The 15,233-nt window shown below is 67.6% G+C and carries 12 protein-coding genes and 1 pseudogene; 4 read left to right on the top strand and 9 right to left on the bottom strand.

All coding sequences use genetic code 11. From position 1 onward, the window contains the following. Positions 1-16 precede the first annotated feature (16 nt). Positions 17-1,179, top strand: a protein-coding gene (locus FEF15_RS00175) for an IS3 family transposase (RefSeq protein WP_163557072.1) whose coding sequence is annotated in 2 segments (ribosomal slippage) — positions 17-275 and positions 275-1,179 — 1,164 coding nt in all. Because the reading frame shifts where the segments join, the coding sequence is not laid out codon by codon here. 30 nt (positions 1,180-1,209) lie between these two features. Further along, positions 1,210-2,691 (top strand): annotated as a pseudogene (locus FEF15_RS00170) (TonB-dependent receptor); the annotation flags it as partial. 135 nt (positions 2,692-2,826) lie between these two features. Here the strand turns inward: FEF15_RS00170 and FEF15_RS00165 are convergent. The 3 genes from FEF15_RS00165 to FEF15_RS00155 are packed head-to-tail and all read right to left on the bottom strand — an operon-like array spanning position 2,827 to position 5,851. Further along, entirely contained in the window at positions 2,827-3,858 is a 1,032-nt protein-coding gene (locus FEF15_RS00165) for an iron ABC transporter permease (RefSeq protein ID WP_163557071.1), read from the bottom strand. Beyond that, positions 3,855-4,859: an iron ABC transporter permease gene (locus FEF15_RS00160; RefSeq protein WP_163557070.1), complete on the bottom strand. Its 1,005-nt coding sequence runs from the start codon at positions 4,857-4,859 to the stop codon at positions 3,855-3,857. The genes FEF15_RS00165 and FEF15_RS00160 overlap by 4 nt, the downstream gene beginning before the upstream one ends. Next, positions 4,853-5,851 (bottom strand): iron-siderophore ABC transporter substrate-binding protein, encoded by a 999-nt coding sequence (locus tag FEF15_RS00155; RefSeq protein ID WP_163557069.1) that lies wholly within the window; start codon positions 5,849-5,851, stop codon positions 4,853-4,855. Before FEF15_RS00155 ends, FEF15_RS00160 begins: the two co-directional genes overlap by 7 nt. Before the next feature lie 100 nt (positions 5,852-5,951). Between FEF15_RS00155 and FEF15_RS00150 the strand changes: the two genes are divergently transcribed. Then, positions 5,952-6,803 (top strand): ABC transporter ATP-binding protein, encoded by an 852-nt coding sequence (locus tag FEF15_RS00150; protein ID WP_163557068.1) that lies wholly within the window; start codon positions 5,952-5,954, stop codon positions 6,801-6,803. Next, positions 6,800-7,774 (top strand): sucrase ferredoxin, encoded by a 975-nt coding sequence (locus FEF15_RS00145; protein ID WP_163557067.1) that lies wholly within the window; start codon positions 6,800-6,802, stop codon positions 7,772-7,774. The genes FEF15_RS00150 and FEF15_RS00145 overlap by 4 nt, the downstream gene beginning before the upstream one ends. A gap of 68 nt (positions 7,775-7,842) precedes the next feature. Here the strand turns inward: FEF15_RS00145 and FEF15_RS00140 are convergent, their stop codons facing one another. The 6 genes from FEF15_RS00140 to FEF15_RS00115 all read right to left on the bottom strand — a co-directional run bounded on the left by FEF15_RS00140 (position 7,843) and on the right by FEF15_RS00115 (position 15,125). Next, positions 7,843-8,478, bottom strand: a complete 636-nt coding sequence (locus FEF15_RS00140; protein ID WP_163557066.1) for a sarcosine oxidase subunit gamma family protein — start codon at positions 8,476-8,478, stop codon at positions 7,843-7,845. Then, positions 8,471-11,524: a sarcosine oxidase subunit alpha family protein gene (locus tag FEF15_RS00135; RefSeq protein ID WP_163557065.1), complete on the bottom strand. Its 3,054-nt coding sequence runs from the start codon at positions 11,522-11,524 to the stop codon at positions 8,471-8,473. Before FEF15_RS00135 ends, FEF15_RS00140 begins: the two co-directional genes overlap by 8 nt. Beyond that, positions 11,521-11,880 carry a sarcosine oxidase subunit delta gene (locus tag FEF15_RS00130; RefSeq protein ID WP_163557064.1) on the bottom strand — a complete coding sequence of 120 codons (360 nt, stop codon included), beginning with the start codon at positions 11,878-11,880 and terminating at the stop codon, positions 11,521-11,523. Before FEF15_RS00130 ends, FEF15_RS00135 begins: the two co-directional genes overlap by 4 nt. A 12-nt stretch (positions 11,881-11,892) precedes the next feature. Beyond that, on the bottom strand, positions 11,893-13,143 hold the full coding sequence (locus FEF15_RS00125; protein ID WP_163557063.1) for a sarcosine oxidase subunit beta family protein: 1,251 nt from the start codon (positions 13,141-13,143) through the stop codon (positions 11,893-11,895). Between the two features lie 15 nt (positions 13,144-13,158). Next, positions 13,159-14,496: a serine hydroxymethyltransferase gene (gene glyA / locus FEF15_RS00120; protein WP_163557062.1), complete on the bottom strand. Its 1,338-nt coding sequence runs from the start codon at positions 14,494-14,496 to the stop codon at positions 13,159-13,161. A gap of 251 nt (positions 14,497-14,747) precedes the next feature. Then, positions 14,748-15,125: a group 1 truncated hemoglobin gene (locus FEF15_RS00115; RefSeq protein WP_163557061.1), complete on the bottom strand. Its 378-nt coding sequence runs from the start codon at positions 15,123-15,125 to the stop codon at positions 14,748-14,750. Positions 15,126-15,233 lie beyond the last annotated feature (108 nt).

Raw genomic sequence — 15,233 nt, 5'->3', positions numbered from 1 at the left:
TGAGACGAGGTGACCCATGGCAAGGCAAGCAGCTTCGATGAAGAAGACCCGTACCCGCTACTCCCAGGACTACAAGGCCGAGGCGCTGGCTCTCTCCGACCGGATCGGCATCAGTGCCGCCGCCCGAGAGCTTGGCCTTCAGCCCAGCCAGCTCTACCAGTGGCGAGCCAAGGCCCAGCAGCGGCAAAGCGCCTCAGAGCGCGAGCAAGCCCTGGCCGACGAGAATGCCCGGCTCAAGCGCCAACTGGCCGAGAAGTCGGAAGAGCTTGAAATTGCAAAAAAAGCCGCGGTGTACTTTGCCAAGAGCCTGAAGTGAAGTACGCCTTTATCCATCAGCATCGTCAGGCATTCAGCATCCAGCGCATGTGTGCGGTTCTCGGCGTCGCTCGCAGCGGCTACTACGCGTGGCGACAGCGCGATGGTTCGCCGTCGCCTCGGCACCGCCAGCAGGCGATTCTCGACCAGCAGGTGACCGAGGCCTACCATCATCGCAAGGGGCGCTCAGGCGCCCCCAGATTGGCTCTGGACCTGCGAGACAAGGGGCTGCCGGTGAACCGCAAGACTGTCGCCGCCAGCCTCCAGCGGCAAGGCCTACGGGCCAAGGCGGCCCGCAAGTTCAAGGCGACGACGAACTCGCGACACTCGCTGCCGGTGGCGCCCAACCTGCTGGAGCAAGACTTCACCGCCACGGCGCCGAACCAGAAATGGGCCGGCGACATCACCTATTTGGCGACTGGTGAAGGGTGGCTCTACTTGGCGGTCCTGATCGACCTGTTCTCACGCAAGGTGATCGGCTGGGCGATGAGCGAGCGGATGACCGCTGACCTGGTCGGAGACACGCTCCAGATGGCGCTGTGGCGCCGTAAGATGCCGAAGCAGGTCATCGTGCATTCGGATCGCGGCAGCCAGTACTGTTCGACCCTGTACCAATCGCTGCTGACCCGGCACGACCTCCAGTGCAGCATGAGTGCCAAAGGCAACTGCTACGACAATGCCTGTGCCGAGAGCTTCTTCCACAGCCTCAAGGTGGAAGCGATCCATGGCGAGCGATTCGAGACCCGGGAAGCCATGCGGCGGCAAGTGTTCGAGTACATCGAGATGGACTACAACCGGCAGCGCCGGCACAGTGCGATTGGGATGATCAGCCCGGAGGCCTTCGAGGGCCGAATGATCGCTTAGATCGGTGTCCACGATTGCTGGGTAAGATCAGTCTTCTTCGATGGCAACGACGAGATCGTAGGCATCGCCTACCCCGGCGAGATCCAGAACTCCACGAGCTACGACCTCTTCGCCAAGCTCGGCTACTGGCTCGACGACAACCAGAACCTCGAATTCTCTCTCAACCATTTCGACCTGGAAGAGGGCGACGACTACGTCCCGGTGACCGGCGACCGCGACGCGGGGATTCCCACGACGGCCCGCAAGGGCGATCGTGAGGGAGAGCCCGGCTTCAATGACGTCACCACGGCGCGGCTGGCCTATTCCCACGCCGACTGGCTCGGCAACGAGCTGGATGCCCAGCTCTACCACCAGCGCTTCCGTGCCCGCTTCGGCACCACCCCGTACTTCCCCTACCTGGATGACAATGGCGAGACGCAGTTCGACCAGACGCGCAACGAGTCCGACAAGCTGGGCGCCAAGTTCACCCTGAACCGCGACGGCCTGCTCGACGACCGTCTCGCCCTGACCGCAGGCCTCGACCTGCTCCAGGACGAGACCCGCCAGATGCTGGTCCATACCGGACGCACCTATGTGCCGGAGAGCCGCTATCGCAACCTGGCGCCCTTCGTGCAGGGCGAGTTCCAGCTGATCGACCCGCTGACCCTGCATGCCGGCGTGCGTCACGAATACGCCGAGCTCGAGGTCGACACTTTCCAGACCATTGATCGCAGCAACGTTACCCAAGACAACGTCACCGTGGAGGGCGGCAACCCGAGCTTCGACGAGACCCTGTTCAACTTGGGCCTGGTCTACCAGGTCACCGACTGGGCCCAGCTGTACGCCAACTACTCGGAGGGCTTCGGCATGCCCGACGTGGGCCGGGTGCTGCGGGGCATCAAGACCCCCGGCCTGGACATCGACAGCCTGCTGACGCTGCAGCCCATCGTCACCGACAACCGCGAGGTCGGCGCCCGCTTCGACTGGCAGCGCTACGGCCTGGAGCTGAGCTACTACGAGTCGGACTCCGACTTCGGTCAGCGCCTGACCTCGGAGAACGGCGTCTGGGTGGGCAAGCGCGAGAAGACCGAGATCCGCGGTGTGGAAGTCACCGGCAAGATGCACCTGAGTGACGCCCACGAACTGCGTCTCTCCTACACCCACGCCGAGGGCAAGTCGGACACCGACGGCGATGGCAGCGTCGACAAGAAACTGACCGGTATCAATATCGCCCCGGACACCTTCAAGCTGGCCTGGAGTGCCGGCTGGACCGACAAGCTCTCCACCCACCTGCAAACCAGCTACTACTTCGATCGCAGCGTCGACAACCCCGATCTGGAGTTCGACGGCTACGGCCTGGTGGACGCCGCCCTGGCCTATCGCCTGCCCGTGGGCCGGATGTCCTTCGGCATCGAGAACCTGACCGACGAGGACTACGTCACCTACTACTCCCAGGCGGGCCGGGTCAGCGACGACTATTACTTTAAGGGCCGCGGCCGCACGCTCACCCTGGGCTACCAGCTGGACTTCTGAGTTCCACGCAGGGAACTGGCTTACTGGTTGGCGGCGCCCCGGCGCCGCTTTTTTGTGGCGGCAAGCACCGATGCATGTCGCGAGCGTAGAGAGGCGGGACACCGATCCTGGCCACGGCCGGAGCGCAATGCCCCGTCAGCGCCAGCGATAGAGTAGATAGACGAAGAACGGCGCCCCGATCCCGGCAACGAAGATTCCCGCCGGCAGGTCGCGGGGCAGGAAGGCGAGTCGGCCCAGCAGGTCGGCGTGCAGCAGGATCAGGGCGCCGATCAGGGCGGTCACCGGCACCAGGGCGGTATGACCGCGTACCACCAGGCGACGGGCGATGTGCGGGGCGAGCAGGCCGATGAAGCTCAGCCCACCGGCAAAGGCCACTGCCGCACCGGAGAGGGCCACGGCCAGCAGCAGCAGGGAGAGCCGTGTACCGGAGACTGCCGTGCCCAACCCCGTGGCCAGGTCGTCGCCGAGGGCCAGGGCGTCCAGGCGGCGCGCCAGCCCGAGCGCCAGGGGCAAACCCAGCAGAGCCCAGGGAGCGAGCCCCGCCACCTCACGCCACTGGGCGGCGTAGAGGCTGCCGGTGAGCCACACATAGGCCTGCATCGCCATGGTGTCGGCGGCGAGCACCAGCACCAAGGTAGTGGCCGCCCCCAGTGCGGCGGCGATACCGATACCGATCAGTACCAGTCGCGTCGGCGTCATGCCGCGACCGGTCAGGGCGAGGATTCCCAGGGCCACCAACAGCGCACCGAGCATTGCCGCCAGCGGCAGCCAGGCCTCGCCCAGGGCCGCTCCCCCCAGCGCCAGGAAGCACACCGCCGCCAAGGAGGCGCCACCGGTGATGCCGATCACGTCCGGCGAGGCCAGGGGGTTGCGCACCAGGCCCTGCAGCAGCAGCCCGGCCACCCCCAGGCAGGCGCCCACCAGGATCGCCAGCAGCACCCGCGGCAGGCGGATCTCGTGGACGATCAGGGCGATGTCGCTGTGCTCCGGAAACAGCAGCGCCTCCAGCACCGCGGCTGGCGTCGTGGCCTGGCTGCCCAGGCTCAGCGACGCCATGGCGCTCCCGGCGAGCGCCAGGGCCAGCAGCAAGGTCACCGCCAGGGTGCGGCGATCGAAGCGTAGTGACAGGCGCCCGCCAGCAGCGCGCAAGACAAGAGGGAAGGTCATGGGGCCAGGCTCCGACGGCGGGCGAGATAGAGGAAGAACGGGGTGCCGAGCAGCGCCGTCATTACGCCCACCGGCACCTCCTGGGGCGGCATCAGGAAGCGCGCCAGGGTGTCGGCGGCCAGCAGCAGACCGGCGCCCAGCAAGGCGCAGCCGGGTAGCACCCAGCGGTGGTCACGGCCATACAGGGCGCGCACCATGTGCGGCACGATCAGCCCCACAAAACCGATCATGCCGGCCACCGCCACCGAGCCCCCGGCCAGCACGATGACCACCGCCCCGGCCAGCAGCTTGACCCGGCCGGTGCGCTGCCCCAGCCCCTTGACCACCTCGTCGTCCAGCGCCAGCAGGTTGAGCTGGCGCACCAGCAGCAGGCACAGCAGGGCCGCGACCAGGAAGAACGGCAATAGCGGCATCATGACCTCCAGGCCGCGTCCCGCCACCGAGCCTGCCAGCCACAGCAGCAGGCTCTCGAAGCGCTCCTGGTCGATGATCAGCAGCCCCTGGGCCAGGGAGACGAAGAGTGCAGTGACCGCCACCCCGGCCAGCACCACTCGCACCGGCGAGATGCCGCCGCCCCGCTCGCGCCCCAGCAGGGCGACCAGCAACGCCGCCACCAGGGCACCGAGGAAGGCCACCCAGACCAGCGCCAGCGGCGAGCGCAGGGTGAAGACGGCGCTAGCCACCACCACGAAGCACATGGCCCCGGCGTTGATGCCGAAGATGCTCGGCGCCGCCAGGGCGTTGCGGGTCAGGGTCTGCATCAGGGCGCCGGCCACCGCCAGGCTAGCGCCCACCAGGGCGGCGATGATCGCCCGGGGCAGGCGCTCGGTGAGCACGATCAGATGCTCCACGGACCCCGGATCGGGCGCCCGGAAGGCTTCTACCAGCATCATCGGGGCAATCTCGGTGGCGCCCAGCAGCAGGCTGGCCAGGCCGGCGGCAAGCGTCAGGGCCGCCACGAACAGCAGGCCCAGGAGCTTGGCCACGGACGTCGTCAGCATGACTCCCTCTTCCCTTCCGGTTGGCCATCGTCCTGCTGGACATCACTCTTCAAGCCATTGTTCTTCAAACCATAGTGGGCATAGAGTTCGTCCAGCAGGCGGTTGGCCGCCAGGATGCCGCTCCCCATGCTCCAGAGCACCGGGTCGACCCGGTAGACCCTGCCCTGCTCGACCGCCGTAAGGTTCTGCCACAGCGGATGCGCGGTCCAGTCGCGATGGAGTTCGGCCACCGCCGGGTCGTCGCGCATGAAGACGAAGATGGCATCGGCGTCCATGGCCGGCAGGCTCTCGCGGCTGACCAGCTTGATGCCCCAGCCAGGGCCGTCCTGGCCGGCGGGCCGGCGAAAACCCAGTTGGTCGAGAAGGCGGCGGGCGAAACCGTCGTAGTAGAGGCGCACGTGGTCGCCGCGAAAGCTGACCACCGACACCCGCTGCGGCCAGGCATCACCCAGCGCGGCCGCGGCTCGGCAGCGGAAGTCGGCGACCCGCTCGTGCCAGGCGTCGAGCAGCGCCCGGGCCCGGGCCTGGCGGCCCGTGGCCTCGCCCACGAGCATGAGCATGGCCTCGAAGTCGTAAGCGGTATCGGCAATCACCGTGGGCGCGATGCGCGACAGCAGCGGGTAAACGGCGGCCTGGCGATAGCGGGCGCCAATGATCAGGTCGGGGGCGAGCCCAGCTACTGCCTCCAGGTCCGGCTGGGTCTCCAGGCCCAGATAGCGCACGTGCTCGGACAGGCTGTCGCGCAGGTAGCGGTACATGGGGCGCTCCAGCCAGGACTCCACCACCCCCACCGGCTCGAGCCCCAGGGCCAGGGCGCTGTCCGTGGCGCCCTGATAGAGGGTCACGATGCGCTGCGGCGCGCCTTCGACCCGGGTGTCATCGAAAGCGTGCTCGATCGTCCGCACCGGCTCGCCCCAAGCCGCCCACGGCAAGCCTGCCAGCACGAGCAAACAGGCAGTGGTCCACAGGGCAACGGGTATCGAACGGCTCATGATCGCTTCCTGCTACAGGAGAATGGACAGAAAGGCGCTGACAATGCCACACTCCCGCTCGAAGATACAAATGATTCTCAGTTTTGAGGTAACAGCCAGCATGACTGCCCAGCGCCTGCGGGGGGAGAACCTCTGCGTCGGCTACGAGGGACGCCGCGTTCTCGACAATGTCGATTTCCAAGTGATCGAGGGACGTCTGACGATCCTGCTCGGCCCCAACGGCAGCGGCAAATCGACGCTACTCAAGACACTGGCGCGCACGCTCGGCCCCGAGCGCGGGCAGGTTCTGCTCGACGGCAAGGATATTCATCGAACCCCCACCCGCGACGTCGCGCGCAAGTTGGGTATCCTGCCGCAGAGTCCCACCTCCCCCGAGGGGCTCACGGTCCGCGAGCTGGTCGGTATGGGGCGTTTTCCCCACCAGCGGCTGTGGCAGCAGTGGTCGCGGGACGACGAGCGGGCAGTGGACGACGCCATGGCCATCGCCCGGGTCACGGAGTTTGCCGCACGGCCCGTGGATGCCCTCTCGGGCGGCCAGCGTCAGCGCTGCTGGATCGCCATGGTGTTGGCCCAGGAAACGGAGCTCGTACTGCTCGACGAGCCGACCACCTTCCTTGATCTGAAGGTGCAGGTCGACCTGCTTGAACTGCTGGTGCGCCTTGCCCATGAGCAGGGCCGCACGCTCCTGGTGGTGCTGCACGACCTGAACCTGGCCGCTGCCTACGCCGACGAGCTGGTGATGATGCGCCAGGGGCGTGTCAAGCACAGCGGCTCCCCCGAAGCGGTGTTCACCGCCGCCCATCTCAAGCAGGTCTTCGATCTTGACGCCAACGTGATACGCGACCCGCATACCCAGCGCCTGGTCTGCGTGCCCACGCTCGCTGGCTCGAGCCCAGCGCCGCTGGCCGCCGCCTCTCCCCTTCACGCCACGACGGCCCCGACCCAGCCATGACCGCCAAACCCCGACACTTCTGCGCCGAGGAGAGCCTGGCCATCGGCGACCCGCTGGTCGGCACCGGCACCCATGCCGAGCACAACCTGCTGATCAGCTGGCCACGCGCGCACTGGCAGCGCAGCATGCGCCGGGCCGGCGACATGCCGGAGGAAGTCTCCACGGAGATCGAGGCCATCGCCGCAAGTGGCCGGCGCGTCAACCTGATCCATCGCCGGGAGCAGCCCAGTCACCGGCACTGCATCTTCCTGATGCCCGAGCGCCTGCGCTACGACGTGCCGCGTGACGAGTTGCTCGCCTTCCTCCAGGCCCTGCAGGGCGGCGCAGCGCTCGCGCGCTGGCAGGCGGACCGCGTCGAGGGCTCGCTGATCTTGTGCTGCACCCACGGCAAGAAGGACAAGTGCTGCGCCAAATTCGGCTTTCGCACCTACCAGGCGATCGCCGACGAGGCCCGGCGCCAGCCCCACCTCTTCGAGGTGTGGGAGAGCACCCACCTGGGCGGATGCCGCCTGGCGGCCAGCGCCATCGTCTTCCCGCAGCGGCACAAGTACGGCCGCATCGCCTTTGACGACATCCCCCTCCTGCTGCAGGCCGAGGCCGAAGGCCGGCCCTACCTGCCCTGCTATCGCGGCGATTCGCGCCTGGCGCCGGCCGAGCAGTGTGCCCAGGTGGCCGCCCTGGAGTGGCTGCAGTCGCGCGACCTGCGCGGAGAGGTACAGGTGGAAGGCGAAAGCGCCGTGGGCGACGACCACCGCCTCGTAGTGACCGTTCGCTGGCAGGCGCCGCCGCAGCGGGGGTGGCTGGTGGTGACCTGTGTCGCCAGCGAACTCATCCGCCACGACACCTGCGCCGACTACGCAGGCGAGGGGGCCAAACCCTCGCGGGTGTGGAAGGCACGCGGCGCCACGCCCGTGACGCATGGCCTGGGACACCAGGCCAACATCTGCTCCGACCGCTCACCGTCGGCATGAGCACATAAAACAGAAACGGCCGGGGAGTTCCCCGGCCGTTTGCCTGCTGTGAGGTGTGCTGAGCGGCGTCACCGCACCACGCCGATGGCGTACTCCTCGCCGGCGTCGAGTAGCCAGCGGTAGCAGTAGTCGGCGAAGCTGCGGCGCAGCACCAGCTCCCAGCGCGTATCAGAGGGGCGGCGCAGGATCGCCGTGGCCTTGGCGAACACCGTGGTCACCCCCTTGCCCACCGGAAAGTGGTCCGGATGGACGTCGTAGACCACGCTCTTCATCAGCAGCTCGCGCGCCTTCGGCCCTTCCAGTTCGAGCAGCGTCTGGCCGCCCCCGACGTTGACGATTGCGAAGCGGGCATCGCCCAGGGCCTCGCGCAGGCGGTTTTCGAAATCGAACTCCTCGCCGCCCGGCACGATCAAGAGCCACTCGTCGGGGGAGAGCCACTGGATCGAGCGCTCGCCGCTGGCGTCGTGCACGAGCCCCTGGGGCTTGCCCGGCAGGTTCATGCCCAGCACCTCGCGCACCGCCTCGTCGAGGACGATGGCGCCGCCGCGCAGGATCAGGTGACCGAGGAAGGCACGCTCACGGATCGTCACCTGACTGTGCGGTCCCGGCGTCGGTGCGCCGCTGCGCCGGTAGCTGTAGGCCAGCGGTGACTCGACGGCGATCGCCGCGTCGGTGCGGGTGTCGAAAACAGCGGCCTTAGACATGCTGGCGCTCTCCCTTGGGGTCGTAGAAGATCGTGCTGACGATTTCGGCTTCGTGGGTGGTGCCGTCGGCCATGGGCAGGTAGACGGTCGCACCCAGCTTGTGGTGGCCGCCCTTGACCACCGCCAGGGCGAAGCCCGCATCCAGCGTCGGGCTGTAGTAGCTCGAGGTCACGTGGCCTACCATCGGCATGGGGATGGCATGGGTCGGATCGAGCACGATCTGCGCGCCCTCCTCCAGCACTACCTTGGGATCACGGGGCCTCAGGCCGACGAGCTGCTTGCGGCCCTCGCGGCGGGTGTCGGGGCGTGACAGCGCCCGCTTGCCGATCCACGGAAACGGCTTGTCATAGCCCACGCACCACTGCATGCCCAGGTCCTCCGGCGTTACCGAGCCGTCGGTGTCCTGGCCAACAATGATGAAACCCTTCTCGGCACGCAGGACGTGCATGGTCTCGGTGCCGTAGGGGGTGAGGCCGTACTTCTCGCCGTGGCGGAACAGCGTCTCCCACACGTGCCGGGCGTAGTTGGCCTGGACGTTGATCTCGTAGGTGAGCTCGCCGGTGAAGGAGATGCGGAACACCCGCGCCGGCACCCCGGCCACCTTGCCTTGCCGCCACTCCATGAACTTGAAGCGGTCCCGGTCGAGATCGATGTCGGTGATCTCGGCGAGCAGCTTGCGCGCCTCTGGCCCGGTGATGGTCATGGTCGCCCAGTGATCGGTCACCGAGGTGAAGGTGACATCGAGCTCCGGCCACTCGGTCTGGTGCCACAGCTCCAGCCACTCGAGGATCGCCGCGGCGCCGCCGGTGGTGGTGGTCATCAGGAAGTGGTTGTCGGCCAGGCAGGCGGTCACGCCGTCGTCGGTGACCATGCCGTCGTCCTTGCACATCAACCCGTAGCGGCACTTGCCGACATCGAGCTTCTGCCACTTGTTGGTGTAGATTCGCCCCAGGAACTCGCGGGCATCCGCGCCCTGGATGTCGATCTTGCCGAGCGTCGAGGCATCCAGGATGCCGACCGTCTCGCGCACCGCTCGGCACTCGCGTGCCACCGCCTCGTGCAGGGTTTCGCGTTGGCCGTTGCCCGACTGCGCCCGTGCCTGGGGATAGTACCAGGGGCGCTTCCACTGGCCGACGTCCTCGAACGCAGCGCCGTGTTCCACGTGCCACTGCTGCAGGGCCGTGTAGCGCTCGGGATCGAAGAGCTCGCCGCAGTGACGGCCGACGATGGCGCCGAAGGTCACTGGCGTATAGTTGGGGCGGAACACCGTGGTGCCCACCTCGGGAATCGATCGTTTCAGGCAGCGCGCGGCGATCGCCATGCCGTTGATGTTGCCGAGCTTGCCCTGGTCGGTGCCGAAGCCCATGGCGGTGTAGCGCTTGACGTGCTCGATGGACTCGAAGCCCTCGCGGGTGGCGAGTTCGATGCCCGCCGCGGTGACATCGTTCTGCTGGTCGACGAACTGCTTGGGCGCACGCAGGGTCGGCTTCTCGTGGGGCACCTGAAAGAGCGCGACCTGGGGCCCATCGCGACGCACCTCGGCACTCGGCAGCTCGAAGCCCGAGGACGGGTGGCCGGTGGCGGCCGCAGCCCGGACGCCGATCTCCAGGCCGCTGGCCAATACCTCGCCCAGGGCGTAGAGGCCATTGGCGCCACCCGCAGCGTGGACGCCCTTCACGAGGCCCGGCACGAAGCCGAGAATCTCGTCGTTCCAGGTCGGCCGCGCACCGGTGTGCGAGGCGAGGTGGATCACCGGGCTATAGCCGCCGGAACTGGCGACGGTGTCGCAGGCAAGCTCCTCGACGCGGCCGGTGACCCGGAAGCCGTCGATGTCGATCGCCGCCACCCGCGCGGCGCTGACACGCCCCGCGCCCTTGGCCTCGATCACCGCGCTGCCGGTAATCACGCGGATGCCCTTGGCCTTGGCCTCGGTCACCCAGTCGCCCTCCGGGGCCGGACGCGCATCGACGATGGCCACCACCTCGCGCCCCGCCTCGTGCCAGTCCAGAGCGGCGCGGTAGGCGTAGTCGTTGTTGACGGAGAGCACCAGCTGCTGGCCCGGCACCACGCCATAACGGCGGATGTAGGTGGAGACGGCGCCGGCCAAGAGGTTGCCCGGTACGTCATTGCCCGCATAGACCAGCGGCCGCTCGTGGGCACCGGTGGCCAACACCACCTGGCCAGCCCGCACCCGGTGCAGGCGCGCGCGGCTCTGGCGGGCGCCGTTGGCCGTCCGCGGGGCGGTGTCGGCCAGGTGCTCGGTGCACCGTTCGTGCAGTGTCACGAAGTGGTGGTCGTGGTAGCCGTTGGCGGTGGTGCGGGGCAGCAAGGTGACGTTGGCAAGCCCCTTCAGTTCCTCGATCACCTGGGTCGCCCAGGCCTCGGCCGGCTCGCCGGCGAGGGTCTCGCGGCTGTCCAGCAGCGAACCACCCATCTCCTCCTGCTCGTCACAGAGGATCACCCGTGCGCCGCTGCGCGCCGCGGCCAGCGCTGCGGCCAGGCCCGCCGGGCCGGCGCCGATCACCAGCACCTCGCAGTGCTGGTGGAGGTGATCGTAGATGTCCGGGTCCGCCTCGGTGGGGCTGCGACCCAGGCCGGCACTCTTGCGAATGTACTTCTCGTAGGTCATCCACAGGGAGGCAGGCGCCATGAAGGTCTTGTAGTAGAAGCCCGGGGGCATGAAGGCGCCGCCCAGCTTGCCGACCAGCCCCATCAGGTCGCGCTTCACGTTGGGCCAGCCGTTGGTGCTGCGCGCCACCAAGCCGTCGTAGAGGGCCTGCTGGGTCGCGCGCACGTTGGGCACCTGGGCCGCCTCGCTCGCCCCCAACTGCACGACGGCATTGGGCTCCTCGGCGCCCGCGGCGACGATGCCGCGCGGCCGCGAGTACTTGAAGCTGCGGTTGACGATGGCCACCCCGTTGGCGAGCAGTGCCGAGGCCAGGGTATCGCCGGGATGGCCCTGGTAGCGCTTGCCGTTGAAGGTGAAGGTCAGCTGGCGGTTACGGTCGATACGCCCACCCCGGGCCGTGCGATGGATCTGGCTCATGCCCGCGCTCCCTCCTGTCGAGAGGCTTCACTCGGTTCGGCCGCCACCCGGGCGGCCGCATCGTCTGCCGGGGAGGTCGCCGTGACGCTTGGCTGCTCGCCCATCTTGTAGGTCTCGAGAATCTCGTAGGTGACGGTGTGTCGCGTCACGTTGAAGAACTTGCGACAGCCCACGGCGTGCACCCAGAGTTCGTGGTGGATGCCGCGCGGGTTGTCGCGAAAGAAGAGGTAGTCGCCCCACTCGTCATCGGAGCAGGCGTCGGGATCCGCCGGACGGGCGATATGCGCCTGGCCCTTGGGGTGAAACTCCTCTTCCTCGCGAAGCTCTTCGCAGTAGGGGCAATAGATATGCAACATTGTTGTTCTCCCTTAATGCGCCACGCCAGCGGCGCCGTGCTCGTCGATCAGCGCCCCGCTGTGGAAGCGGTCGATGCTGAAGGACGCGGCCAGCGGATGCGCCTCCCCCTTTGCGAGTGTCGCGGCGAAGACGTGGCCCGACCCCGGGGTGGCCTTGAAGCCGCCGGTGCCCCAGCCGCAGTTGAAGAAGAGCCCCTTCACCGGGGTGGCGGAGAGGATCGGGCAGGCATCCGGGCAGGTGTCGACGATGCCACCCCACTGCCGATTCATGCGCACCCGCGAGAAGATCGGGAACATCTCGACGATCGCCTGCAGGGTGTGCTCCACGGTGGGGTAACTGCCACGCTGGCCGTAGCCGTTGTAGCCGTCGATGCCGGCGCCGATCACCAGGTCGCCCTTGTCGGACTGACTGATGTAGCCGTGCACGTGGTTGGACATCACCACGGTGTCGAGCACCGGCTTGATCGGCTCGGAGACCAGCGCCTGCAGCGGGTGCGACTCGATGGGCAGCTTGATGCCGGCCATCCTGGCGAGCACCCCGGAGTTGCCGGCGGCCACGCAGCCCACGGTCCTGGCCTCGATGTCGCCACGGTTGGTGTGCACCCCGAGGACACGACCGTCGCGGATCTTGAAGCCGGTCACCTCGGTCTGCTGCAAGATGTCCACGCCCAGCGCATCGGCGCCGCGCGCATAGCCCCAGGCCACGGCATCGTGGCGCGCCACCCCGGCGCGCGGCTGCCAGGAAGCGCCCAGCACGGGATAGCGGGCACGCTTGGAGCAGTCGAGGATCGGCACAATCTCCTGCACCCCGGCGGCATCGAGCACCTCGCCGTCGATGCCGTTCAAGCGGTTGGCGTTGACGCGGCGCTGGATGTCACGCATGTCCTGCAGGGTGTGGCCCAGGTTGAGCACGCCACGCTGAGAGAACATCACGTTGTAGTTGAGGTCCTGGGAGAGCCCTTCCCACAGCTTCATCGAATGCTCGTAGAGCGCAGCCGCCTCGTCCCACAGGTAGTTGGAGCGCACGATGGTGGTATTGCGGGCGGTGTTGCCGCCGCCCAGCCAGCCCTTCTCGATCACCGCCACGTTGGTGATGCCGTGGACCTTGGCCAGGTAGTAGGCCGTGGCCAGGCCGTGCCCCCCGCCACCCACGATGACCACGTCGTACTGCTGCTTCGGCGTGGGGTTACGCCACTGGCGCTGCCAGTTCTCGTGGTGGCTCAGGGCGTGCTTGACCAGGCCGAAGCCGGAATAGCGCTGCATGAGTGATCTCCCTTCCTAGCCCAGGGTTGCGGCGGCCGGCTCGGCGGCGCTGTCGGCTGCAGCCGCAACGCCACCATACACCGGGTAGCGGTCGCAGAGGGCGGCCACCTTGTCACGCACGTCGGCCTCGAGTGCCTCGGTGGACTCGCCCGCTGCCAGGCCATCGAGAAGGTCGGCGATCCAGCCGGCCAATGCTTGGCAGTCGGCGACGTCGAAGCCGCGGGTGGTCACCGCTGGGGTGCCGATGCGCAGGCCGGACGTAACGAAGGGGCTCTGGGGATCGTTCGGCACCGAGTTCTTGTTGACGGTGATGCATGCCCGTCCCAGGGACGCGTCCGCATCCTTGCCGGTGACGCCCTGACGGATCAGCGACAGCAGGAAGAGATGGTTGTCGGTCCCGCCCGAGACCACGTCATAGCCTCGCTCGATGAACACCTCTGCCATGGCGCGGGCGTTGTCGATCACCTGCTGCTGGTAGCGCACGAACTCCTGGCACATCGCCTCCTTGAAGGCGACCGCCTTGGCGGCGATGACGTGCATCAGCGGGCCGCCCTGCTGCCCGGGGAAGACCGCGGCATTCAGCTTCTTGTGCAGCTCCGGGTCGTTGTGGGCGGAGAGAATCAGGCCACCGCGCGGGCCGCGCAGCGTCTTGTGGGTGGTGGTGGTCACCACGTGAGCGTGCGGCAGCGGGCTCGGGTAGAGATCGGCGGCTACCAGACCCGCCACATGGGCCATGTCCACCAGCAGCCAGGCGTCCACCGCGTCGGCAATGGCGCGGAAGCGCCGCCAGTCGACGACCCGCGAGTAGGCAGAGAAGCCGGCGATGATCAGCTTGGGCCGGTGCTCGTGGGCCAGGCGCTCGACCTCGGCGTAGTCGATCTCGCCGGTATCGGCGTTCAGGCCGTACTGCACGGCATGGTAGTGCTTGCCGGAGAAGTTGGGCGCCGCGCCGTGGGTCAGGTGACCGCCGTGGGCCAGGCTCATGCCCAGCACGGTGTCGCCCGGCTTGACCAGCGCCATGAAAGCGGCGGCATTGGCCTGGGCGCCGGAGTGGGGCTGAACGTTGGCGTAGTCGGCACCGAAGAGGTCGCAGGCGCGCTCGATGGCCAGGCGCTCGACCTTGTCGACGAACTCGCAGCCCCCGTAGTAGCGCTTGCCCGGATAGCCCTCGGCGTACTTGTTGGTGAGCTGGGTGCCCTGGGCCTCCATGACGCGGCGGCTGGCGTAGTTCTCGGAGGCGATCAGCTCGATGTGCGCCTCCTGGCGAGCGGTTTCCTCGTTGATGGCCAAGGCCAGGGGAGCATCGAAGGATGCCAGGGAATCGGTGTGGGCAAACCCATCGCGGTGGGACATGCAGGCCTCCAGGGTTGTTGTCGTGGCAAGGAGCAGCCGTTGATCACTCTGCCATCCTTGCGGCGATGGTATCCCTGTGCCCTGGGGGTCAAGATGCTTGGCGGCGTCACGCCCCGATGCGTTTGCGACACCGGTGTCGTCTGGCAATACGCCATGCGGCTGAGGGGGGGGATAGACGAGATAGGAGATAGGCGAGACAGCGGAGGGAGGCATAACGTCCCCGGCCCGCCGTTCGGACCGGGGACGGCCGGTCAGACGCGAATGATCTCGTCCTTCAGCGAGTAGGCAATGGCCAGCATGTCCTTGCGGGTCTGCTCGTCGGCGCCGTGGCGATCGAGCGCGCCCAGGATGTCATCGATGGCGGCCATGTATTCGCCCTCACCGATATTCATCCCCCGATGTATTTCGAGCATATTGCGCCCCTCATAGACCGCCGGCCCGCCGGAACCGGTCGTGATGAAGTCGACCAGATGCCGTTTGGCCGTCGCCATGCGCTTGGGATCCTCACTCAGGGGAAGATAGCGTGCCTGGATGGCCGGGTTGGCCAGGTGCGCGTCGACGATGTCGTCGACCAGGGCCTGGATGCCGTCACTGCCGCCCAGGCGGTCGAAGAGAGTTGAAGTTGCCATGGTGCACCTCCACTCGGGGTACGGAGTGAATCGCTCCGTGAGTTGTTTTCCAGAGTTTGATGGGCAGGTAGGCGCCCACCTCGAACCGACCGGTCGGTCTAGTGACAG

Source organism: Halomonas sp. NO4, from assembly GCF_010994375.1.
Taxonomy (GTDB): Bacteria; Pseudomonadota; Gammaproteobacteria; order Pseudomonadales; family Halomonadaceae; genus Halomonas.
The sequence above is the reverse complement of the archived record's forward strand: the minus strand, read 5'-3'. Positions and strand labels throughout refer to the sequence as shown.

What these genes read in the sequence shown, in the direction of transcription:
- FEF15_RS00160 (WP_163557070.1), bottom strand. Translation starts at nt 4,859, where the DNA reads ATGCTGACGACGTCCGTGGCCAAGCTCCTGGGCCTGCTGTTCGTGGCG.
- FEF15_RS00155 (WP_163557069.1), bottom strand. Translation starts at nt 5,851, where the DNA reads ATGAGCCGTTCGATACCCGTTGCCCTGTGGACCACTGCCTGTTTGCTC.
- FEF15_RS00125 (WP_163557063.1), bottom strand. Translation starts at nt 13,143, where the DNA reads ATGCAGCGCTATTCCGGCTTCGGCCTGGTCAAGCACGCCCTGAGCCAC.
- FEF15_RS00130 (WP_163557064.1), bottom strand. Translation starts at nt 11,880, where the DNA reads ATGTTGCATATCTATTGCCCCTACTGCGAAGAGCTTCGCGAGGAAGAG.
- FEF15_RS00115 (WP_163557061.1), bottom strand. Translation starts at nt 15,125, where the DNA reads ATGGCAACTTCAACTCTCTTCGACCGCCTGGGCGGCAGTGACGGCATC.
- FEF15_RS00165 (WP_163557071.1), bottom strand. Translation starts at nt 3,858, where the DNA reads ATGACCTTCCCTCTTGTCTTGCGCGCTGCTGGCGGGCGCCTGTCACTA.
- glyA (WP_163557062.1), bottom strand. Translation starts at nt 14,496, where the DNA reads ATGTCCCACCGCGATGGGTTTGCCCACACCGATTCCCTGGCATCCTTC.
- FEF15_RS00145 (WP_163557067.1), top strand. Translation starts at nt 6,800, where the DNA reads ATGACCGCCAAACCCCGACACTTCTGCGCCGAGGAGAGCCTGGCCATC.
- FEF15_RS00135 (WP_163557065.1), bottom strand. Translation starts at nt 11,524, where the DNA reads ATGAGCCAGATCCATCGCACGGCCCGGGGTGGGCGTATCGACCGTAAC.
- FEF15_RS00140 (WP_163557066.1), bottom strand. Translation starts at nt 8,478, where the DNA reads ATGTCTAAGGCCGCTGTTTTCGACACCCGCACCGACGCGGCGATCGCC.
- FEF15_RS00150 (WP_163557068.1), top strand. Translation starts at nt 5,952, where the DNA reads ATGACTGCCCAGCGCCTGCGGGGGGAGAACCTCTGCGTCGGCTACGAG.